A 21,047-nucleotide genomic window follows, 5' to 3' on the forward strand; every position below is an offset into this window, starting at 1 on the left:
TTATTAAAAAACAGATGAAAAAAATCATCTCACATGCTAAAAAATAGACAATTCGACTAAATTTGAGAAATTTTACCAATGAATAAAATCTTTATTTCAGCTTTGATGAGCACAAGTTTCTTTAGCTTCTCAACATTTGCAGTGACACCACCTCAAACTACAACGATTCAGGCACAAAAACAGGTTGCAGGCTTTTACCAGCACCAAGTGGGTGATGTACAAATTACAGCTCTACTCGATGGCACCAACTTTATGCCGCCAACCTTATTCAAAGATATATCGCCACAACAAGTCCAAGAAATCTTAAAAAAATACTATGCTGATCAAGACAAAGGCGTGCAAACCTCGATTAATGCTTTTCTCGTCAATACTGGCAAATCATTGGTTTTAGTCGATAGCGGTGCTGAAAGTTGCTTCGGTGCGCATCTTGGTTCTATTTTGAAAAACCTAGTTGCTTCAGGATATAAACCTGAACAGGTCGATACCATTTTACTCACTCATTTACACCCAGATCATGTGTGTGGCATTAGTCAAAAAGGCACTGCCAATTTTCCTAATGCGACAGTCTATGTATCAGATGATGAAGCAAAATATTGGTTAGATCCAAAACAAGTAGCAAAACTACCAAAAGACAAACAAGCCAACTACTTAGGTACAGTCGAAAAGATCAAAGAAGCTATTGCACCCTATCAAGCCAAGCAACGTTTCAAGACCTTCAAGCTCGGTGATGAAATCCAAGGATTCAAAGTGATTAATACTGCTGGTCATACACCGGGGCACTACAGTTATGAGTTAAAAACTAAAGATCAAAGTGTAGTATTCATCGGCGATATTGTTCATTCTCATACCGTGCAATTTGATAAACCCGAAACTGCGATTGAATATGATATTGATCCGAAAAAAGCAGTACAAACCCGTTTAAAACAATTTGCGAATTTTGCAAAAAATGGCCAAACCATAGCTGCACCACATTTACCATTTCCGGGTATTGGGCATATTTACTCTGCAGATCAGAAAAGCTATCAATGGATTCCCGTCCATTTTAAAGATTAAGGACCATCAGCATGTATTGCCCGTCAATGCATGCTTTTACCGAACTAAAACAAAAATTAAAATGACTTAAATTTACAACGGACAATAATGTCCGTTAAATTTAGCTAAATTTTCTATGAATCCCCAAAATGATCAAACGTCAGCAACGTGCGATTCAAAATCGTGATGAATTGCTCCATGCCGCAGAAGAGATTTTTCGAATCCATGGCGTGCATGTTCCTTTACAAACCATCATTGACCACGCAGGTGTGGGACGTGCAACGTTTTATCGTAATTTTGCTGACCGTAAAGCATTGATTGTGGCATTACTCGAACAAGCCATGACCAGACTCGAAGATCATGTGCAAGCTTTACAGGCTTTTGATGATGGCTTTCTTCGCTTAATCGAAAGCTATGTTGAACAAGTTCCCCATCTCATTGTCCTTATTGATTACTGGCGTATTGTTGATCGTCATGACCCAATCATGTTAAACATTTATGCACGGCGTGATAAAGCATTACAACCACTAATTAACCAAGCCATACAACATAAACTGTGCCGTCCTGATCTTACACCACAAGATTTTTCTATGATTGTGGGAATCTTAGGTGCTTCATTTCAGGGACATAATGCCGCTGATCAAGTTCAGCTAGCCAAACGAGCAATAGAATTATTATTAAACGGCATTAAAATTTAGTTCGAGGATCATATGGATAAAAGCCCTCGCTACCTTGAAACTCCACCAGATTGGTCTGCTGAAGAGCGTCCCACACTACCGGGTTCGCCTGCAGCAATTGCTCATGCCACACCGAAACGTTTCGCTTATTTTTTTATTGGCTTATTTATCTGTATTGCTGCCAGCTTAAGTAACGGCTTTGTGATTGCGAACTTACCTATTTTCCAAGGTGAGTATGGTTTAACTCCTTCTCAAGCTGCATGGCTCCCTGCAGCGTATGTGATGGCAAATGTCAGCGCCAACTTAATTTTATTTAAAGCACGTCAACAATACGGCCTACGTCTATTTTCTGAGATCGGTCTGCTGGTTTTTATTGGTGTATTGATTCTCCATCTCATCGTACAGACTTATGAAATGGCATTGATTGTCCGCTTTATTGCAGGTCTTGCAGCTGCGCCATTAAGTTCGCTTGGGATGTATTACACCATGCAGGCATTTGGAAAGCTGATTTAGCAAAAGGTATTTATCTGGCTTTTGGTTTTCAGCAACTCGGTCTACCGCTGGCATGGATGATTTCACCCTTTCTATTAAGCGCTAATCAATGGGATGTGATTTATACCTTTGAACTGGGATTGGCTATTTGCTGCTTTGCCATGGTGGTTGCACTCAAATTACCTCGAAGTCTGCGTCTTGCTGTTTTTGAAAAGCAAGATTTCTTTACCTTTGCCTTACTGGCGCCAGGTTTTGCTTGCTTATGTATTGTTCTCACGCAAGGCCCTATTCTTTGGTGGTTTGATAGTCCTTGGCTGGCTTATGTGTTAATTGTCGGCTTTTGCCTGATTGTCTTAGGCTTAACTTATGAGCATTATCGTGCCAATCCACTGATTATGACGCGCTGGCTGGCAACAAGCGACCTGCTTACGTTTATCTTTAGTGCATTTGCCTTACGTCTGTTGATGTCAGAACAAAGCTATGCGGCTGTTAATTTTCTAAAAACTATGGGGATGGGACCTGACCAATTCGTCCCGCTTTATAGCGTCATATTTTGTGGAACCATTGCAGGCTCGGTCTTTAGTGCATTGACCTTTCATAAAGATCGCCTGATGTTAAATTTGTTTTTGGCAGAGTTTCTAATCTTAGTCGCATGTATCTTGGATTATCACCTAACCAGTGATGTCCGTCCTGCAAACTTCTATCGAAGTCAGTTTCTTGTTAGTTTTGCTGGTGGCGTGTTTATTGGTCCTTTGTTGTTGATGGGCTTTGTACGTACTTTACAACGTGGTCCACAATATGTTGTTACCTTTGTTGTGCTATTCACAGCCACCCAGAATTTTGGAGGTTTAGTTGGTTCATCCTTTTTCAACACTTACCAACAACAGCATACCTATGATTATAAAGTCGAAATTAATAGCCATTTAAACCCAACCGACCCAGCTGTTGCCCAACGCATAAAAAGTTATGAACAGAGTGCCATGTTAAATACAACCGATCCTGTTTTGCAAAATAAACAAGCGATGCAAAACTTGAATCAAGTTGTGACCCGCGAAGCACAAGTTCGCGCCTATAACGATGTGATTGTGCTCAATGGTATTTTCGCGATTATTCTCTTGATATGGGGCTTATTTAAATATGCCCGTGAGAAATATAAAACGATAAAAAATAGATCCTTAACCAGCATTTCGAGTTAAACATTTGATTGAGAAAATATTATGGCAGAAGAAACCAAAGATAATACCGAAAAACAGACTCAGGAAAGTCCAGCGAAAAATGCTGAAACATCGCCTCAGTCTAGCAATACAACTCAAGTTGCTGAGATGCCACCGCCTCCTCCACCAGCAAGTAAGTTGATCAAAACTAAGCGTTCAACCCTATGGTGGATGCTGTTGGTTTTATTGGTAGGTATTACCATCATCTTATGGGCATGGAAAATTGGTCCCTTTCATACAGCGATTGAGCAGACTGACAACAGTTATATCAAAGGGAAAACCACGATATTGTCCTCTCAAATCAATGGTTATATCAAAGATGTACTGGTCAAAGATTTTGATCATGTGAAACGAGGTCAAGTGTTGATGCATATCGATGCAACAACCTATGATCAAAAAGTTACACAAGCGGTTTCAGGTGTAGAACAAGCTCAAAATAGCCTTGCCAATCAAACTCAAGCCATCGCACAACGCCAAGCCGATGTCGTAGCGGCACAAGCCAAGCTTGATCAGGTCAAAGCGCAATATGATTTATCACTGGCACAACTGAAACGTTATCAACAATTGGGCAATAGTGGCGCAGCATCCAAATCTGAGCAAGATAAGGCCGCAGCCGATGCACAAAACAATCTTGCGTTACTCAAACAAGCCCAAGCCAATATTCTAGTGGCACAAGAGGCTTTAAAAACCGCACAAGTGGCAGAAGCAGGTTTAAAAGCACAGGTCAACAGCGCGCAAGCACAACTGGATCAAGCCAATACCACCAAAGATTACAGCACCATAGTCGCGCCATTGGACGGTCAACTCGGTGAAGTGAATCCTCGTGTCGGTCAATATGTTGCCGCAGGTTCACAATTACTTTACTTGATTCCACAACAAACATGGGTGATCGCTAACTTTAAAGAAACACAGATTGCCAATATGAAAATAGGTCAGAAAGCTTCTTTCACTGTTGATGCCATGAAACATCAAAAATTTACAGGGCGTGTTGAACAAATCTCTCCTGCAGCTGGATCAGAATTCAGTGTATTGAAACCTGATAATGCAACAGGTAATTTCACCAAAGTGGTTCAACGAATTGCCGTTCGTATTGCGATTAATCCTGATCAAGAAGGTATCGAAAATTTACGTCCTGGCATGTCCGTGGTGACATCAGTGGATACCGATTCTTAAGCCATACTGACATTCTCAATCAAATCCATTTACAATGTGATCAAATCCATTTTTAACTTACCAAAATGTTTGATCACATTGCTTTTCCTACACCCTATCAAACATTGGACCTGCCTTATCCAGTTCAACTGACGATCAAGCGTCTTGACCTAATTCATCCTCAGATTTCCGGCAATAAATTTTTTAAATTGAAATACAACTTACGTGCAGCCCATCAACAAGGGTATAAGCAAGTGCTCACTTTTGGTGGAGCTTACTCCAATCATATCGCGGCAACGGCGTATGCAGCACAATATTTTGGTTTTCAAAGTATAAGCATCATTCGAGGTGAAGAACTCGCGTCTCAAACATTAAACTCAACACTACAAACAGCACAAAATTTTGGTATGCAACTGCATTTTGTTAGTCGAGCTGAATATCGCCTACGCCATGAAGCTGAGTATTTACAACAATTAAAACAGCTTTATCCAAATACGTTGATTATTCCAGAAGGCGGAACAAATGAACTTGCAATACAAGGGACAAAAGAAATATTGTCTGCGGAGGATCGAGAAAATTATGATGTGATTTGTTGTGCTGTGGGGACTGGTGGCACAATCGCAGGACTGATTGAAAGCAGTTCAGATCAGCAACAGGTTTTAGGATTTTCTGCACTCAAAGGTGATTTCCTCAAATCAGAAATTCAACAATGGACGGATAAGCAAAATTGGTCTTTAACCGACGCTTATTGTTGCGGTGGCTATGCCAAAACCACACCTGAATTGCTGCAATTTATGCAGGACTTTGAGCAGAAATATGCAATCCCTTTAGAGCAGGTCTATACCGCTAAAATGATGATGGGATTGTTTGATTTAATACGGCAATATCATTTTCCTACTGATACCCGTATTTTGGCGATTCATACTGGCGGACTACAAGGAAAACTGAAAACATATTAAATACTGCATAAATCTTTTATAATTGCCCGCTTTTCGTCGATCGAGTAATGTCCATGGTTCATCAAGTTGATGTTGTTGTTTTAGGTGCTGGCGCATCTGGCTTGATGTTGGCTGCTGAAGCAGGTAAACGTGGACGTTCAGTTGTGGTTCTCGAAAAAGCCAATAAGGTAGGCAAAAAGATTTTAATGTCTGGTGGCGGTAAATGTAACTTTACCAATCTTGATGTAGAGCCATCCAATTATCTTTCAGAAAACCCGCATTTCGTGATTTCAGCACTCACCCGCTACACCAACTGGGACTTTATTGGTTTAGTCTGTGAATACGGAATTGAATACGAAGAGCGTAAACATGGTCAGCTCTTCACGCTGAAAGGCTCTAAAGAAATTCTTGAGTTATTACTTTCAGAATGTGATAAAGCAAAGCATGTTCAGATCCAAACCCATTGTGAAGTTGAGCACGTTCAATCAAAAGCAAATACAGGTTTTATCATTGAAACCAATCAAGGCACATATCACTGTGAATCTTTGGTGGTTGCCACAGGCGGCTTATCGATTCCAACCTTAGGCGGTTCAGGTTTTGGTTATGAGCTTGCCAAACAATTTGGACATCATGTGTTCCCGACCCGTGCAGGCCTCGTTCCATTTACCTTTTCTGATCAATTCAAAGAAGTCACAACCCGTCTGAGTGGCAATGCTTTAGATGCCACACTCATAAATGATCGTCATCAATTTACTGAGGCTTTGTTATTTACCCATCGTGGCTTAAGTGGACCAAGTTCATTACAACTTTCTAACTATTGGCATGTCGGTGAAAGTTTTAAAATTGATTTCTTTCCAAGCCAAGATTTTAGTCAATTTTTCAAAGATAAGAAAAAAGCACAACCGAAAGTTCTACTCAGAACGCTGCTCAGCGAGTTCACAGCCAAAAGCATTGTTCTCGAATTACAGCAACTTATTTGGGCCGAACAAAGTGAAATTGTAATTGGAAATATCAGCGACGCTCAACTCGAACACATCGCCACCCAACTACATGCATTTACAGTCAAACCATCGGGCACTGAAGGTTATCGCACCGCAGAAGTCACGCTCGGTGGTGTAGACACAACCGAAATCTCCTCTAAAACCATGGAGAGTAAAAAACAAAAAGGCTTATATTTTATTGGTGAAGTCTTGGATGTTACAGGACATCTAGGAGGATATAACTTTCAATGGGCATGGTCGTCAGCACAAGCCGCAGCGCAATTTGTATAATCCTCATTTGTGCAAAGCATGGATGAGCCAAATACCAATACTTTAGCTCAAAGCAACGGCTTTATCAGCGTTCATCCCGTTTGTCATCATCTAAATTTAATTTTTTATGAGCATTTGACTGTGACTGTTGCTTTTCATTATTTGCTTTTGCAAATACAAATTTATAAGCACTCGCTAAGAACCCAACAGTAATCCCAGCAATGATAATAGGTGCGAATACACGATTTGGCCTCTTCACTTCATTCTCCTGTCGATTTTTTATTTAGAGACGATTGATATTAGGGGTTTGTTGCTATTTTCATCCTATATTTCAATGAGAGCTATCGCTCGTAAGGTGAAATATAAACAGACCTTATATATAAATGAATTGCTTTTTAGGTCATTTTTTTGATTGAAAGCATCCATCATAGTGTAGAAATGTTCTGTTTCTCCTCTATGATAAAGATCAATAGCACAGATATAAACAAAACGACCACCCTGTTAGAGTGGTCGAATTGACTGAAAAAATCAAAGATTATTTTTTCTATTCATCAGAATTTGGTGAAGTTGGCGGAGTTGGACTCGCTGGATTTACGGGCTTTTGTTGCTCTTGATGTAAAGGATTTGGTTGTTTTGCTTCATTTTTTGCTTTATCAAGCAAATCCGTCAGCAAACGCTCAGCAGGTTGACGACCACCTAGACCAAACGCCAAAGCAAATGCAACTGCAACTGAACCTAAAGTTAAACCAAACGCCAAGTTTACAATCGAGTCAGCAATACCCATTGCTTTTAACCCCATTGCGATCACTAAGCCCATAATGAGAATACGAACTAAATTACCTAACCAACGAGAGCTGTTGTATTCACCACGTTGTACAACGTTAGCAACCACATTCGCAAGCCAGAAACCGATCACAAGGATCACAGCACCTAGCAAAATACTTGCACCGAATTGGATGAACATCGCAATCAGAACGCTCACTTGCTCCAGACCAAGTCGATTTGCAGCTTCAGAAACTGCAAATAGCATTGTGAAGAATACGATCAGATATCCAATAATATCAGACACACGTGTTTGACCAAGGAAGCGCTGTAAATCCAGCTTCATTGGAACTTCATCAACACCAGCCCCAGAAATCAGTTCAGCGACTAATCGTCCAACAAAGCGAGAAACGACATAAGCTACGATTAAAATCAATGCTGCAGCAATGATTTGTGGTATCGCAAGCATAATGTCATTCAACATTGCAGTAGCAGGTTGTGAAATAGCTTCTATGCCCAATGCTTCAAAAGCAACAATCAAACTAGTAATGATAATGATGGCAAAAACAAATGAACCTAAGAATCTAGAAACATTTGAATTTTTAAACAATCCAACTTTTTGTGCTTGTGCTTGTAAGCCAAGACTATTGCTCAAACCTTCCACGATACCGCGTACAATTTTTGCCAGAATATAACCAACAAAGATGATTACACCCGCAATAAATAGATTTGGTAAATATGAAATCGCATCATTTACCATATTCTGTACAGGGATCAACAAGCCAGTTAAGCCCAGAATCGAAAGCACAATCGGTAAGAATAGTAATAATACAAGCCAGTAAAAGATCTCACCTATATTACTACTCAGTGAGCTCACACCCACCTCACTGCTCAGCTTTTCATCCCATTCTGTTTTCGCAAGTACTTTGGTTAAACCTGCTTGCACTAAACGAGCAACGATCCAGCCGATGAAACCTACAGCAACCGCAGCCAATAGATTTGGTAAATAAGCGAGTACACGCCCCACCATATTACTAAATGGATCACTCACACCACTAATGTTGAGGATATTCAAGGCCCCGACAACCGCAAGGATCATCACAAACCAGAAAACAAGCTTGGATATTAGACTTTCAATATTTGAGTTCTGTCCTGTCGCGGAAGAGAGTCGATTATTGGTATCCAGCTTTTGTAGTAACTTCTTTACGCCAGCAGCAATGACCAACGCCACAATCCAACCGACTAGTAAAATGACGATTGCAGCTAAAATAGGCTGAAACTGATCCCAGTAGTACATGGCATCGAATCCTCCTCGTTGGGAGGGATCTCTAAAAAAATCATTCATGTTGTTATCCTTATGTCATGTTTTTACATGTTGTACGATCCACTCATGATCACTCAGTGAGCAAGCAAATAATTTATGGATGCTTTCACCTTAGTTTTTGTCTATTTTCCAATCAATGAATCGCATCACTAATACAACAAAAAATCCGCAAAATATTGCAAAAAAGCCTATTGATTCACATCAACAGGCTTTTCCCATTATCAAACTTGGTCTATAAGAAACTGCTTATGCATTTAAAATTACCGACTGCAAATGTGACATAATCACTTGGGCAGTGGGTTTCGCCGAATGATCAGCAACCATAAATACAAGCAGTGCGATTAAAAAGATTCCCACAATAATCAAAATATAAACGGGTAATCTTCTCTTCTTGGTAATTTCTTCTTTACTCGCCACATGAGGCTGTGGCTTATTAAAATCATGCATGATAGCAGCCCTCATCCTTTTTACTGTTCAGCTTTATATTAACAATACGCAATGTTGCATTGTGTGAAGAAGATTCGGACTATCGTTGCCTTAGTTGCATAACTCTACTTTATATTTCAATATACTTTGTATAAAATATAGGCGCTTTAGCAATACTATAAAATAAGCTATAATACTTGCCCTCATTTCCACACTGTTCTGCTTTATGTCCTACAGTCAACAAAGCGTTTCTCTTGAATTGGACACTGATGTTAGCCATCAATGTTTTTTGCATCACACTCGTGATGAACATTTGATTGGTATTATTGAATTTAATAAGCCGAGCTACATTTTAAAATGGGGTGATCTTGAATATTTCCGTCGTCGTACCGATGAGTTTTCAGTCATGCCTTTACCTGACTGTATCAATGCCATGATTATTGATATTCGAAATGTGCAACCTTTTTTAGATAATGAAGTTCCAATTGTACCTTGGCGCTTACTTGAAGAAGACTGCCCAATCAGGCTTGTAGTACCGCAGGACCGTTTAGCCCATTATACAGGTGTGTTTGAACCGACATGGTTAAGCACTGACATCGATACCGCAATTCAAGAAATTCGTGAATTTATGGATATGCTTGTTCATTAACACATATCCTATTCAACTTATTTTTCTCGGTTGGTTACCAATAATTCTCAACCGCAATATTCCCCTCTCCACGACGATTCATGGTTAGCCCACGCTGTTTTAATGCTTCTTTGGTATCATCCACCATTTGCGGATTGCCACACAACATGACATGGCTAGTTTCTGGATTAAATTCCAATCCAACAACTTTTTCGAGCTGACCATTGGCAATTAAAATTGGTAATCGATCATGCAATTTAGCGTTTGGATCACGGGTAATAATAGGTACAAACTGAAAACCCAAATGCCCTTCACCAAAAGTTGCTGCAATCTCTTGAATACGTTCAACATACGCCAATTCTGAAGCGGTACGAACACTATAAACGAGATTGATATGCTGATATTTATTCCACGTTTCAAAATCTTGCAACATCGATAAAAATGGTGCTAACCCCGTACCCGTAGCCAATAACCACAAATCTTTTGGTAATGGCTGCTGATAACGTGCAAGTGTTAAATAACCATAAGATATCTTTTCAAGATAGAGCTCATCACCTACTTTTAGATGCTGTAAGTTTGAGGTAAATGCGCCTTCAGGGACAACAATTGAAAAGAACTCCAAGGTTTCATCAAATGGCGATGACACAACTGAATAAGCACGAACCACCAATTCACCATCCACCATTAAACCAATACGCGCAAACTGACCTGCGGTAAACTTAAAATGGGCTGGACGAGTCATAGTAAAACTAAATAGAGTATTGGTCCAACGATGAACCGATAAAACTTTTTCTACGCTAAATTTTTCAATTGACATGATTTGAACGTGGCACGAAACAGTGTGCTCATGGTAGCATGATCTGATTATTTATAAATACTCTAGAGTCTGCTAAATATAGACTCTCAATACGTTAAGGCTTTTAACATGCGCATGACATTACGCCAATTGGCTGTTTTCGTGGCGGTCGCTCAAGAAGGAACTGTTACCAAAGCGAGCGATGCTGTCAGACTCACGCAAAGTGCGGCAAGTATGGCTTTAGCTGATTTAGAAGATGGTCTTGGAGCACCATTATTTGATCGCTTGGGTAAACGTCTACAACTCAATGATTTGGGGCGTTTCTTGCTTCCCCAAGCACTAGAAATTTTAGGTCGTTGTGAATCTTTTGAACAAGCGGCGAAAGGTGAATTGCAAAGTATTGATTTACGTTTAGGTGCAACCTTAACGATTAGTGACTATTTGATGCCTGATCTGATGGCTGATTTTTTACAGCTTCATCCTCAAGCTCATCTACAACTACAAGTTGGTAACACACGCCAGATGATCGAAGCCGTCAATCAATTTCAACTTGATTTAGCCTTAATTGAAGGTTCTTGTCACCTCCCGCAACTCCAATGTATCCATTGGCGCAATGATGAACTTGCAGTTTGTTGTGCGCCCGATCACCCTCTTGCACAGTTAAATCGTCCTATCACAGCAACCGATTTTCTAGATGTTGAATGGATCTTACGTGAAGAGGGTTCTGGTACCCGTGAAGTATTCGACAATGCAATTTTACAAGACCTACCTGATGCAAATATTCGGTTAACATTGGGCCACAATGAAGCAATTTTAAAAATTGTTGCAGGTGGTTTAGGTATGACCTGTGTTTCTCGATTGGCCATTGAACCTTTGCAGGAAAAAGGACAATTAGTCATTCTAGACACACCCTACTGGGCGTTAACACGTCCTCTTTACATGCTCGTGCATCGTCAAAAGTATCAGGGACCAGGTTTAAAAGCCTTTTTACAATTCTGTGAAGATCAGGTTTAAACCTGATCTTCTTAATGACGTGCAAATTGTCGTTCGCACGGAATTCCATCTCCATCCCCATCCATTTGGGTATTGGGACAATTTCTTAAAAAGAATACAGCCTCATCATAAGACCTCATTTGCGAGCAATGAGTTCGCCCATCACAACTAAATTGATTTTCTGAAGCAACCTGCTGTTGAATTGATACTCCGGAGTTATGAGTAGATTTTAATGCATTCTCTGTTTTTTCAGAGAGCTTTACATCAGGCAGATCTCCTATAGCTTGACGTTGAGCATCTATAATCCTTTTTTGCTCTTCAATCAATTGCTCGACCTTGAGTTGTTGAGATTGCTGATAAGCTTGATATTTTTTAAACACCAGTCCTAGTAAAATTGCGATGATAATCATCGCAACTATTGTGTAAGTCAGTCCCTTTTTACCTTTTGTTTTTGAGTTACTTTGAGCAATATTTTTTATAGACATGTCAGTTTGAATCGCTTCATGAACTGGACTAACAGCTTTCAGGTCTATCCGCACGATATTTGTTGCTTTAAATTTACCTTTATCCTCAACAATTAAAAACTTAACTAATTCCCCAGTTTTTGGCTCACCACCTATTTTAGGAAAATCTGTTATATGAAAAAAAATATCTGATCGATCATGTTCTACTTCGATAAAACCAAAACCACGATCTGAATTATAATTTTTAATTTTCCCCGTAAGAAACATAAAAACTTCCTTTACTCTTATTCTTTTCTACAAAGAATAAGGGTTAAGCATAGCTTACCCTTATTCTATACACCGAATTATTTAACGTCGAAAATTTGATAATAGTTCGCTTGTAATTGCTTTATTATGATTCGCTATTTTTGTTTTCTTGGTTTTTGCAGGATTTGGATCAACACGCTCAATTTGTACCGCTTTAAATTTGCCTTGGTTTTCGACCACAGCAAACTTCACTTTTTCATTTCGTTTCGGTTCACCTTCTGCTGACGGGAAATCTGAAATATGAAAAAAGACATCACCTTCAGTTGTACCAATAAAACCGAATCCTTTATCAGGATTATATTGCTTCACTTTTCCTTGATAGAAATCTTGTTTCATCACATTTACCCCTACTGTACCAAGCCATAGCCCATAGTATATAGAAAATAAAAAGAGACTTTAGACCTCCCATAAAATTTATGATGTCATCCAGTCTCTTTTTATAATAATTTTAATGCTTAATCTTTTTGGACACTACCAAAAATCTTATCGCCAGCATCTCCTAAACCTGGGACGATATAGCCTTCCTCATTCAACCCCTGATCAATTGAAGCGGTATAAAGACGTACATCAGGATGCGCTGCTTCAACTTTAGCAATACCCTCAGGTGCTGCAACCAAAACCATCACACGAATATCTTTACAGCCACTTGCTTTCAAAACATCAATCGCAGCAATCAATGAATTTCCAGTTGCAAGCATAGGATCGATAATCATGGCCAAACGATTCGCCACATCAGGTACGAGTTTTTTATAATAGGTACGCACCTCTAGCGTTGCCTCGTCACGTTCTAAACCCAAAACACTAACTTTAGCACTTGGAATCAGATTTAAAACACCTTCAAGCATACCAATGCCTGCACGCAAAATTGGAACAATGGTAATTTTCTTTCCAGCAATGCGCTGTGTAGCAACTTTCCCTGCCCATCCATCAATTTCATGATCAACAACGGGTAAATCCTTTGTCGCCTCATAGGTCAATAACATTGTGACCTCTTGTGCCAATTCACGAAAGTTCTTGGTACTGATGTCGGAACGACGTAATAAACCAAGTTTATGGCGAATAAGCGGATGACGAATTTCTTGGATCGACACGAGTAAGTACCTAGCTAATATAAATCTTCGGCTATTATAAAGTGTTTTTTTACTATTCAATAAAAAAGCCCCCAATTTTGGAGGCTTTTTTGTACAAATCAGACCATTAGTGTTGTTGTGACATCATAAAATGCAATGGAGACAGAATTTCTGCTTTCAATGCTAAGTTAATCATCGGATCTGGGTACACACCCAAGAACAAGACTAATAATGCAGCACCAAGTACCATGATACCACCGACTTTAGTTCCCCAATGTGCGTCAGCATCAATACGAGGTACATCTGGTGGTGTCATATACATGACAACCATCACACGAAGGTAATAATATAAACCGATACCACTACCTACAACGATCATCGCTGCAAGGAACCAATGTTGAGTTGTAACTGCTGCCAACACCACCAAGAACTTACCGATAAAGCCGGCAGTTAATGGAATACCAGCAAGAGACAACATCATTACGGTTAATGTTGCAGTCAAAATTGGACGACGCCAGAACAAACCACGATAGTCGGCAAGACTTTGTGCTTCATCCACATTGTTATAAGGACTCGACATCAATGCAACAGCACCGAAGGCGCCGATTGTTGTCAATACATACGTAATCACATATACCGTTACGCTGCCTAAACTTGCATAAGTCATGCTAATTAAAGCAATCAACAAATAACCAAAGTGTGCAATCGAGGAATAACCCAAGATACGCTTCAAGTTCACTTGACGCACTGCAAGCAAGTTACCTACCACAATCGACAATACTGCAAGAATCGTCAAAATCGTAACCAGCGATTGCTCTAAAATTGCACCTGAAGTTAACAAGTAACGAACAAATAGACCAACAGTCGCCACTTTAGCAGCCGTTGCCAAGAATGTTGCCATTGGCGCTGGTGCACCTGCATACACATCTGGTGTCCATTTGTGGAATGGTGCAAGCGAGAGTTTGAATGCCACAGCAAAGATAATTAACGCTAGACCCAATAACACCATCGGTTGATCAATCACAGCAAATAAATTCTGTACTGAATCATAGAATGATAACGAGCCTGTATAAGCATAGATATATGCCATACCCATCAATAACATCGCAGATGCCGTTGCTGAAAGCACAAGATATTTAATCCCTGCTTCTAACGAATGACTACGTTGATAGGTATATGCCAACATGCCATAAATCGGAATTGACATGAGTTCAAGGCTGATAAAGAACGCTGCATAATGAGAGCTTGCAACCAACAACATTGCACCTGCTACGGAACACAGTAACAAGATATAAAGCTCTTCACGATTGTCTTTATAAGTCTCGATATAAGCATGAGACAACGTGCAACACGCTAAAGCAGCAACCAAAATCAAGAATTGATAGAGCATGGTAAATGGATCAACCATAAACATACCCATCACGTTTACTGGAGCAAAACTTCCAGTAAACATGGTATACGCAATTAAAATTGCAGCAAGGTTTAAACCGACAACCGAAGTTGTCGCAATTAAATTGTGGTTACGCTTGATCGCAATCAACAACATCACAACGATTGCAGTCAACGCTACAATCATTACGGGTGCCAGTGGCATAAGCTCAGAAAAAGAAAGTGTGAAGTTCATGATTTATTGCATCTCCACATGTTCAAGTTGAGTTGCTGTCTGTTGAACGACTTCAACAACTTCTTGTACTGGCATATAACTATTTACAATCCACTGCATACTTGATTGTGAAACATCCAAGAATGTTTGTGGGTAAATACCTAACCAAACCAAACCAACTGCACATAGCATTAAAATACTAACTTCACGAGCAGATAGATCTTTGAGAGGGCTGGTATAGTGCTGCTGCTGTTCAGGATTCGGTACACCAAACAGTGCTTTATGAATCAGAATCAAACCGTATAGACCAGCAAATACCAAACTCACAGCGGCAATGATAGTGAAAGTCGGATAAGTATTGAAAGAACCCATAAGAATCAGGAATTCACCAATAAAGTTACCTAGACCCGGTACACCAACAAGGGCCGCAACAAAGAACATTAAGAAAAATGGTAAGTATTGCAGTTGACCACGTAGGCCACCCATCAAACGTAAATCACGGGTATGTAAACGCTCATAAACCTGACCAGACATAATGAACAATGCAGCAGATGATAAACCATGCGCTAACATCATGATCATGAGGCCTTGGAAAGTCAGAATATTACCTGCATAAATTGCAAGTAAAATGAAACCCATGTGCGAAATAGAGGTATACGCAAGTAGACGTTTCATATCTGTTTGTTGGTATGCGAGGAATGCCCCGTAGAAAATACCAATCAAACCGAGAATGATCGCAATATCTGCAAATTGTGCTGATGCTGCTGGGAAAAATGGAATGACAAAACGAAGCAAACCATAAGCCGCGGTTTTAATCAAAATACCCGCTAAATCCACAGAACCCGCAGTTGGCGCTTGCGCATGTGCATCAGGTAACCAACCGTGTAATGGGAATACTGGTAATTTCACAGCAAAACCGATGAAGAAACACAACATGAAGGCATATGCCACTTCAGGCGGTAAACGATGTGCTACAGCCATAAGATAGTTGTAATCAAAACCAATCATGCCTGTCATCATGTATCCATAAACCACAAGGCCTAGGATACCGATCAACATAATCAAACCAGCAATTTGGGTATATAAGAAGAACTTGGTTGCAGCATAAACACGTGAACGACCATTCGAACCTTTATGACCCCATAACGCAATCAAGAAATAGATTGGTACGAGCATCATCTCCCAGAAGAAGAAGAATAAGAACAAGTCAATCGCTAAGAATACACCGATCACCCCACCTAAACTCCAAAGGAGGTTTAAGTGGAAGAAACCAACATTCTTTTGAATCTCACCCCAAGAGCAACCCACAGCAAGCACACCAAGTAATGCTGTTAATAACACCATCAGTAGTGATAAACCATCTACTGCAAGGTGAATGCTAATACCTAAGGTTTGAATCCAAGGAAGATAAAACTCTGCAGCCCATGATGGCGTTTGACCACCCATACTGTAGCTGAAAGTACCATTTTGCCAGAGAGCTATACCCAAACCAAAGGTGATGAGCATACCAATTAAGGCAATCCAACGCGGTAATTGTTGGTCGAATTTATCAACCAACCAACAAATGAAACCAGCAATGAAAGGAACTAAAATCAGTGCGGGTAAAATTAAATTGTTTTCCATTTTATTTCCCCACAACCTGAATCACGATCAAGATCATCAACAACACCACGATACCGAGTGACATGCTTGATGCGTATTCACGCAATGAACCTGTTTGACGTGCGCTTGTAAAGCTATTACCACCCTTCACAATCGCAGGCAATACCAGCCATAAACCATCAACAGGATCACGACCTAAGATTTTTGCAATAAACAAATATGGTTTTACAAACACGATGTCATACAAAGCATCAAAACCGAATGCTGTACGGCAAATATGCGCTAAGCCTGCACCCAAAGAACTTTGAGCAAACGACTTGACAGCACCATAAGCAAAAGCAAACAGGAAAATACCAACGGCCAAGCCAGCCAATGCAATACCAACTGCTTTTAATTCAACACCATGTTGTAAATGTGCTAAAGCATCAGTCATAACAAACGCAGGAATACCAGCTTGATTTAAAATACCGATAACTGGCGCTTGTAATAACGCACCCACACCTGTTGAAAGTACAGCAAGAATCGCAAGTGGAGCCCAATAAGTTGCACCTTTGATTGGATGGTATGCCGTCTTTTCTTCACCAAAGAATACGATCCAAATTAAACGGAAAGTATAGATAGAGGTTAAGAAAGCACCAGCAACACCAACCCAGAACAACGTACCGAAGGTTTCAATACCTGTAGTATGACCATGCGCCCAAACTTGCCACAAGATCGCATCTTTCGAGAAGAAACCAACGGTCAAGAATGGAATCGCAGCTAAGGCACCGCCACCAATCGCGAAGCAAGCAAATAAGAATTTGTTATGCTTGAACAAGCCACCCATCTTGAAAATGTTTTGTTCATGATGGTACGCCAAAATGACAGCACCTGAAGACAAGAACAATAACGCTTTAAAGAATGCGTGAGTCAACATATGGAACAAACCAGCTTGGTATGCTTCAGCACCCACTGCCATAAACATATAACCGAGCTGACTCATGGTTGAGTAAGCCAAGATACGTTTGATATCGGTTTGAACTAATGCAGCAAAACCAGCAACCAATAAAGTCACAGCACCTGTAATTGAAATGAATTGCATCACTTCTGGTGCCATTTCCATTACAGAGAACATACGGCAGCATAAGTACACACCCGCTGTAACCATCGTTGCAGCGTGGATCAATGCGGATACTGGTGTTGGACCAGCCATCGCATCTGCTAACCAAGTTTGTAATGGAATTTGTGCTGATTTACCTGCTGCCCCTAAGAACAACATCAATGCTGTCCAGATCGACAATGATGAGCTTTGTGTCATTACAGTTGCTGCATTTTCAACAATGTACTGAGTATTCAAAGTACCAAATTGTTGATAGAGCAAGAACAATGCGATGAGTAAAAATACATCACCTACACGTGTTACTGTAAATGCCTTGATTGCTGCCCAACCATTTGCAGGATTTGAGTAGTAGAAACCAATCAGTAAGTAAGAGCACAGACCTACGCCTTCCCAACCCAAGAACAATAACGCCAAGTTATCGCCCAATACCAACAACAACATGCTGGCAACAAATAGGTTAAAGTATGAGAAGAAACGTGCGTAATCTTCTTCACCACGCATATACCAAGATGCGAAGATATGAATCAGAAAGCCTACCCCAGTCACCATTCCCATCATAATGAGAGAAAGACCATCTAGCTGTAAGCTAATACCCGGTGCGAAACCACCGACATTAAACCATGTCCATAAATGCTGAACGAAAACGGTATCACCGCTATTGGTAAATGCCAATCCTGCAATTAAAGCAAATACAGCAGATAAACCAACTGAACCAACACCAATAATTGCTGCAACATTTTCAGAAAGTTTGTTACGACCCGCTGCTAAAAGGATAAAACCAATGAGCGGAAATAAAATGGTTAAATATAAAGTACTCATCCGCGCATCTCACTAGCAGCATCTACATCCAAATGATGGAAGCGATGATAGAACTGAAGGACGATCGCTAGACCGATACATGCCTCTGCCGCAGCGAGAGTCAAAATCAAGATAAACATGACTTGACCATCTGGTTGCGCCCAGACACTACCTGCCAAAACAAATGCTAACGCAGCAGCATTCATCATGACTTCAAGACTCATTAACATAAATAATAGGTTGCGTCGCACCATTACACCGTAAAAACCCAGTGCAAAAAGAATGGTTGCGACAATCAAACCATGTTCTAAAGGGATGTGTCCCATTATTCTTTTTCCTCTTCTGCACTTGGTTCACGTTTACCCAAATGGAATGCTGCAACCAATGCTGCAAGCAATAACATCGCGGCAATTTCAACCAGTAATAGATAATGCGTAAATAATGCCTGACCTACAGCTTTTGGACCCACAACTTCACGCCCCATCACTGCACCTGTAGTGGTGTAATCACTGCCAAGCATCCAGACGAGAATCAAGCCCATAAGAAAGCTCATGAGTGCTGGGAATGCCCATGCATCAGATGTCAGCCATTTACTTTCTTGCTCAACAGTATCCTGTCCGAGATTCAACATCATGACCACGAATACGAACAACACCATGATCGCACCGGCATAAACGATAATCTCTAGTGCGCCAGCAAATGGCGCACCTACGATCATAAAAATACCAGCGACAGCAAGTAATGACACAATTAAGCTCAACAGTGCATGCACAGGATTTGTATTCGTCACAACACGAATGGTTGAAACAATGGCCACTAGAGCCATCAAATAAAATGGCCACATCATGGTAGTAAGCTCCGTACATCAACTGGCGCACTTTCTTTTTGCGCTTGACCTTTGTCTTTACCTGTCACAGCCATACCAGTCACGCGGTAAAAGTTATAGTCTGGATATTTACCTGTACCAGAAATGAGCAAGTTTTCTTTCTCATACACCAAGTCCTGACGTACATATTCTGCAAGTTCAAAATCAGGTGTCATCTGGATCGCAGTCGTTGGACATGCTTCTTCGCACATACCGCAGAAAATGCAACGTGAGAAGTTAATACGGAAAAATTCTGGATACCAACGTCCATCTTCTTTTTCCGCTTTTTGTAATGAAATACAGCCAACTGGACATGCAACCGCACATAGGTTACACGCCACACAACGCTCTTCACCATCTGGATCACGCGTTAAGATGATACGACCACGAAAGCGTGGAGGCACAATTTGTTCAGCTGGTACTTCTGGATATAAAATCGTGTCACGTTTACGTGTGACATGGCTAAACACCATCCACAACGAACGTACAATCGATCCAAATCCAGCTAGAATTTTATACATTTTGTACTCCCTGCTGTCCTAGGCCTGATTCATCAGAATCACAGCACCAGTCACTAACAAGTTGACCAACGCCAATGGCAAACAAACTTTCCAACCAAAATTCATCACTTGGTCATAACGTGGACGCATTAATGAACCACGTGCCAAGACAAACATCATTACAAAGAATGCTGTTTTAATTACGAACCAAAAAACTGGTGGAACAAATGGAATTTCTAAGTTAAATGGTGCAAGCCATCCGCCGAAGAATAAAGTCACGATTAATGCTGAGATCAATACCACGTTGACATATTCTGCAACGAAGAACATCCCCCACTTCATACCACCATATTCAACATGGTAACCTTCTGCCAACTCTTGTTCAGCTTCAGGTTGGTCAAATGGATGACGGTGCGTTACCGCAACACCAGCAACCACAAAGATCAAGAAACCTAAGAATTGTGGGATGATAAACCACATATCTCGTTGTGCTTCAACAATCTCACGTAGGTTGAATGAACCTGCAATCGCCACCACACCCATCAACGAAATACCCAAGAACACTTCGTAAGAAATGGTTTGTGCCGCTGAACGAAGACCACCAAGCAATGAGTATTTGTTATTCGATGCCCAACCACCAAATAGCACTGCGTAGACTGCAATACCTGCCATTGCCATAAAGAACAATAGACCGATACTCATATCTGCAACACCCAACATTGGGCTCACAGGAATGACCATAAAGGAAAGTACCGCAGTTGCCATCGCAACTGCTGGTGCTAAACGGAAAGTCAACTTATCAGCAAACTTTGGTGTCCAGTCCTCTTTGAACATGATCTTGAGCATGTCGGCAACGATCTGGAACATACCCCCAGGGCCAACACGGTTTGGACCATAACGGTCTTGCCATAATGCCAACAGACGACGCTCAATAAACGACATCAACGCAGCAACCAATACCACCACAAGCAAGATCACAATGGCTTGAATCACTGAGTAGGCAATCGGCCAGTTCTCAGCCCAAAGTGGCGTTTGACGTATAATTTCTTGATTCAT

Annotated in this window: 21 protein-coding genes and 1 pseudogene; 8 read left to right on the forward strand and 14 right to left on the reverse strand. The window is 40.6% G+C overall.

What is annotated here, in order from left to right; translation table 11 throughout:
- Nucleotides 1-78 precede the first annotated feature (78 nt).
- The 6 genes and pseudogenes from HMPREF0023_RS08570 to HMPREF0023_RS08595 all read left to right on the forward strand — a co-directional run bounded on the left by HMPREF0023_RS08570 (nucleotide 79) and on the right by HMPREF0023_RS08595 (nucleotide 6,776).
- On the forward strand, nucleotides 79-1,053 hold the full coding sequence (locus HMPREF0023_RS08570) for an MBL fold metallo-hydrolase (protein ID WP_008941858.1): 975 nt from the start codon (nucleotides 79-81) through the stop codon (nucleotides 1,051-1,053).
- Nucleotides 1,054-1,181: 128 nt separating this feature from the next.
- The gene (locus HMPREF0023_RS08575; protein WP_005091544.1) at nucleotides 1,182-1,730 is read left to right on the forward strand and encodes a TetR/AcrR family transcriptional regulator; all 549 of its coding nucleotides are present in this window, start codon (nucleotides 1,182-1,184) and stop codon (nucleotides 1,728-1,730) included.
- A gap of 12 nt (nucleotides 1,731-1,742) precedes the next feature.
- A pseudogene (locus tag HMPREF0023_RS08580) lies at nucleotides 1,743-3,397 on the forward strand (MFS transporter).
- Between the two features lie 126 nt (nucleotides 3,398-3,523).
- Entirely contained in the window at nucleotides 3,524-4,588 is a 1,065-nt protein-coding gene (locus tag HMPREF0023_RS08585; protein WP_223804348.1) for an HlyD family secretion protein, read from the forward strand.
- Between the two features lie 65 nt (nucleotides 4,589-4,653).
- Nucleotides 4,654-5,526, forward strand: a complete 873-nt coding sequence (locus tag HMPREF0023_RS08590; protein ID WP_008941862.1) for a 1-aminocyclopropane-1-carboxylate deaminase/D-cysteine desulfhydrase — start codon at nucleotides 4,654-4,656, stop codon at nucleotides 5,524-5,526.
- A 47-nt stretch (nucleotides 5,527-5,573) separates the two neighbouring features.
- Entirely contained in the window at nucleotides 5,574-6,776 is a 1,203-nt protein-coding gene (locus HMPREF0023_RS08595) for an NAD(P)/FAD-dependent oxidoreductase (RefSeq protein WP_026056313.1), read from the forward strand.
- A gap of 64 nt (nucleotides 6,777-6,840) precedes the next feature.
- Here HMPREF0023_RS08595 and HMPREF0023_RS16735 read toward each other — a convergent pair whose 3' ends face one another.
- The 3 genes from HMPREF0023_RS16735 to HMPREF0023_RS08605 all read right to left on the reverse strand — a co-directional run bounded on the left by HMPREF0023_RS16735 (nucleotide 6,841) and on the right by HMPREF0023_RS08605 (nucleotide 9,288).
- Entirely contained in the window at nucleotides 6,841-7,014 is a 174-nt protein-coding gene (locus HMPREF0023_RS16735; RefSeq protein WP_008941864.1) for a hypothetical protein, read from the reverse strand.
- Nucleotides 7,015-7,299: 285 nt separating this feature from the next.
- On the reverse strand, nucleotides 7,300-8,862 hold the full coding sequence (locus tag HMPREF0023_RS08600) for a mechanosensitive ion channel (RefSeq protein WP_008941865.1): 1,563 nt from the start codon (nucleotides 8,860-8,862) through the stop codon (nucleotides 7,300-7,302).
- A 225-nt stretch (nucleotides 8,863-9,087) separates the two neighbouring features.
- Nucleotides 9,088-9,288 carry a hypothetical protein gene (locus tag HMPREF0023_RS08605; protein WP_017396628.1) on the reverse strand — a complete coding sequence of 67 codons (201 nt, stop codon included), beginning with the start codon at nucleotides 9,286-9,288 and terminating at the stop codon, nucleotides 9,088-9,090.
- Nucleotides 9,289-9,493: 205 nt separating this feature from the next.
- Here HMPREF0023_RS08605 and HMPREF0023_RS08610 point away from each other — a divergent pair, with 205 nt between their 5' ends.
- Nucleotides 9,494-9,916, forward strand: coding sequence for a hypothetical protein (locus HMPREF0023_RS08610; protein WP_005091558.1), 423 nt, complete (start codon nucleotides 9,494-9,496; stop codon nucleotides 9,914-9,916).
- 34 nt (nucleotides 9,917-9,950) lie between these two features.
- Here HMPREF0023_RS08610 and HMPREF0023_RS08615 read toward each other — a convergent pair whose 3' ends face one another.
- Nucleotides 9,951-10,712: a ferredoxin--NADP reductase gene (locus HMPREF0023_RS08615; protein WP_005091560.1), complete on the reverse strand. Its 762-nt coding sequence runs from the start codon at nucleotides 10,710-10,712 to the stop codon at nucleotides 9,951-9,953.
- A 108-nt stretch (nucleotides 10,713-10,820) separates the two neighbouring features.
- Here HMPREF0023_RS08615 and gigC point away from each other — a divergent pair, with 108 nt between their 5' ends.
- Complete coding sequence (gene gigC, locus HMPREF0023_RS08620; RefSeq protein WP_004638064.1) at nucleotides 10,821-11,705, forward strand: LysR family transcriptional regulator GigC; 885 nt, start codon at nucleotides 10,821-10,823, stop codon at nucleotides 11,703-11,705.
- An 11-nt stretch (nucleotides 11,706-11,716) separates the two neighbouring features.
- Here gigC and HMPREF0023_RS08625 read toward each other — a convergent pair whose 3' ends face one another.
- From HMPREF0023_RS08625 to nuoH, 10 genes are all read right to left on the reverse strand, one after another.
- Nucleotides 11,717-12,415 carry a cold shock domain-containing protein gene (locus tag HMPREF0023_RS08625; protein ID WP_008941869.1) on the reverse strand — a complete coding sequence of 233 codons (699 nt, stop codon included), beginning with the start codon at nucleotides 12,413-12,415 and terminating at the stop codon, nucleotides 11,717-11,719.
- Between the two features lie 81 nt (nucleotides 12,416-12,496).
- The gene (locus tag HMPREF0023_RS08630) at nucleotides 12,497-12,790 is read right to left on the reverse strand and encodes a cold shock domain-containing protein (RefSeq protein WP_004638062.1); all 294 of its coding nucleotides are present in this window, start codon (nucleotides 12,788-12,790) and stop codon (nucleotides 12,497-12,499) included.
- 119 nt (nucleotides 12,791-12,909) lie between these two features.
- The gene (gene upp, locus HMPREF0023_RS08635; protein WP_004638061.1) at nucleotides 12,910-13,545 is read right to left on the reverse strand and encodes a uracil phosphoribosyltransferase; all 636 of its coding nucleotides are present in this window, start codon (nucleotides 13,543-13,545) and stop codon (nucleotides 12,910-12,912) included.
- A 106-nt stretch (nucleotides 13,546-13,651) separates the two neighbouring features.
- Nucleotides 13,652-15,148 carry an NADH-quinone oxidoreductase subunit NuoN gene (nuoN, locus tag HMPREF0023_RS08640; RefSeq protein WP_008941870.1) on the reverse strand — a complete coding sequence of 499 codons (1,497 nt, stop codon included), beginning with the start codon at nucleotides 15,146-15,148 and terminating at the stop codon, nucleotides 13,652-13,654.
- A gap of 3 nt (nucleotides 15,149-15,151) precedes the next feature.
- Nucleotides 15,152-16,750, reverse strand: coding sequence for an NADH-quinone oxidoreductase subunit M (nuoM, locus tag HMPREF0023_RS08645; RefSeq protein WP_004638059.1), 1,599 nt, complete (start codon nucleotides 16,748-16,750; stop codon nucleotides 15,152-15,154).
- 1 nt (nucleotide 16,751) lies between these two features.
- Nucleotides 16,752-18,647 (reverse strand): NADH-quinone oxidoreductase subunit L, encoded by a 1,896-nt coding sequence (nuoL, locus tag HMPREF0023_RS08650; protein WP_008941871.1) that lies wholly within the window; start codon nucleotides 18,645-18,647, stop codon nucleotides 16,752-16,754.
- Nucleotides 18,644-18,952 carry an NADH-quinone oxidoreductase subunit NuoK gene (gene nuoK / locus HMPREF0023_RS08655; protein WP_004638057.1) on the reverse strand — a complete coding sequence of 103 codons (309 nt, stop codon included), beginning with the start codon at nucleotides 18,950-18,952 and terminating at the stop codon, nucleotides 18,644-18,646. Before nuoK ends, nuoL begins: the two co-directional genes overlap by 4 nt.
- Nucleotides 18,952-19,470 (reverse strand): NADH-quinone oxidoreductase subunit J, encoded by a 519-nt coding sequence (gene nuoJ, locus HMPREF0023_RS08660; RefSeq protein WP_171057907.1) that lies wholly within the window; start codon nucleotides 19,468-19,470, stop codon nucleotides 18,952-18,954. Before nuoJ ends, nuoK begins: the two co-directional genes overlap by 1 nt.
- Entirely contained in the window at nucleotides 19,470-20,012 is a 543-nt protein-coding gene (gene nuoI, locus HMPREF0023_RS08665) for an NADH-quinone oxidoreductase subunit NuoI (protein WP_004638055.1), read from the reverse strand. The genes nuoJ and nuoI overlap by 1 nt, the downstream gene beginning before the upstream one ends.
- A gap of 18 nt (nucleotides 20,013-20,030) precedes the next feature.
- Nucleotides 20,031-21,047, reverse strand: coding sequence for an NADH-quinone oxidoreductase subunit NuoH (gene nuoH / locus HMPREF0023_RS08670; RefSeq protein WP_004638054.1), 1,017 nt, complete (start codon nucleotides 21,045-21,047; stop codon nucleotides 20,031-20,033).

The organism is Acinetobacter sp. ATCC 27244 (assembly GCF_000156555.1).
Classification (GTDB): Bacteria; Pseudomonadota; Gammaproteobacteria; order Pseudomonadales; family Moraxellaceae; genus Acinetobacter; species Acinetobacter haemolyticus.

Bases quoted from the DNA above. Each gene is read 5' to 3' on its own strand.
- HMPREF0023_RS08570 (WP_008941858.1), top strand. From the start codon at position 79: ATGAATAAAATCTTTATTTCAGCTTTGATGAGCACAAGTTTCTTTAGC.
- HMPREF0023_RS08575 (WP_005091544.1), top strand. From the start codon at position 1,182: ATGATCAAACGTCAGCAACGTGCGATTCAAAATCGTGATGAATTGCTC.
- HMPREF0023_RS08585 (WP_223804348.1), top strand. From the start codon at position 3,524: ATGCCACCGCCTCCTCCACCAGCAAGTAAGTTGATCAAAACTAAGCGT.
- HMPREF0023_RS08590 (WP_008941862.1), top strand. From the start codon at position 4,654: ATGTTTGATCACATTGCTTTTCCTACACCCTATCAAACATTGGACCTG.
- HMPREF0023_RS08595 (WP_026056313.1), top strand. From the start codon at position 5,574: ATGTCCATGGTTCATCAAGTTGATGTTGTTGTTTTAGGTGCTGGCGCA.
- HMPREF0023_RS08600 (WP_008941865.1), bottom strand. From the start codon at position 8,862: ATGAATGATTTTTTTAGAGATCCCTCCCAACGAGGAGGATTCGATGCC.
- HMPREF0023_RS08605 (WP_017396628.1), bottom strand. From the start codon at position 9,288: ATGCATGATTTTAATAAGCCACAGCCTCATGTGGCGAGTAAAGAAGAA.
- HMPREF0023_RS08610 (WP_005091558.1), top strand. From the start codon at position 9,494: ATGTCCTACAGTCAACAAAGCGTTTCTCTTGAATTGGACACTGATGTT.
- HMPREF0023_RS08615 (WP_005091560.1), bottom strand. From the start codon at position 10,712: ATGTCAATTGAAAAATTTAGCGTAGAAAAAGTTTTATCGGTTCATCGT.
- gigC (WP_004638064.1), top strand. From the start codon at position 10,821: ATGCGCATGACATTACGCCAATTGGCTGTTTTCGTGGCGGTCGCTCAA.
- HMPREF0023_RS08625 (WP_008941869.1), bottom strand. From the start codon at position 12,415: ATGTTTCTTACGGGGAAAATTAAAAATTATAATTCAGATCGTGGTTTT.
- HMPREF0023_RS08630 (WP_004638062.1), bottom strand. From the start codon at position 12,790: ATGAAACAAGATTTCTATCAAGGAAAAGTGAAGCAATATAATCCTGAT.
- nuoN (WP_008941870.1), bottom strand. From the start codon at position 15,148: ATGAACTTCACACTTTCTTTTTCTGAGCTTATGCCACTGGCACCCGTA.
- nuoM (WP_004638059.1), bottom strand. From the start codon at position 16,750: ATGGAAAACAATTTAATTTTACCCGCACTGATTTTAGTTCCTTTCATT.
- nuoL (WP_008941871.1), bottom strand. From the start codon at position 18,647: ATGAGTACTTTATATTTAACCATTTTATTTCCGCTCATTGGTTTTATC.
- nuoK (WP_004638057.1), bottom strand. From the start codon at position 18,952: ATGGGACACATCCCTTTAGAACATGGTTTGATTGTCGCAACCATTCTT.
- nuoJ (WP_171057907.1), bottom strand. From the start codon at position 19,470: ATGTGGCCATTTTATTTGATGGCTCTAGTGGCCATTGTTTCAACCATT.
- nuoI (WP_004638055.1), bottom strand. From the start codon at position 20,012: ATGTATAAAATTCTAGCTGGATTTGGATCGATTGTACGTTCGTTGTGG.
- nuoH (WP_004638054.1), bottom strand. From the start codon at position 21,047: ATGAATCAAGAAATTATACGTCAAACGCCACTTTGGGCTGAGAACTGG.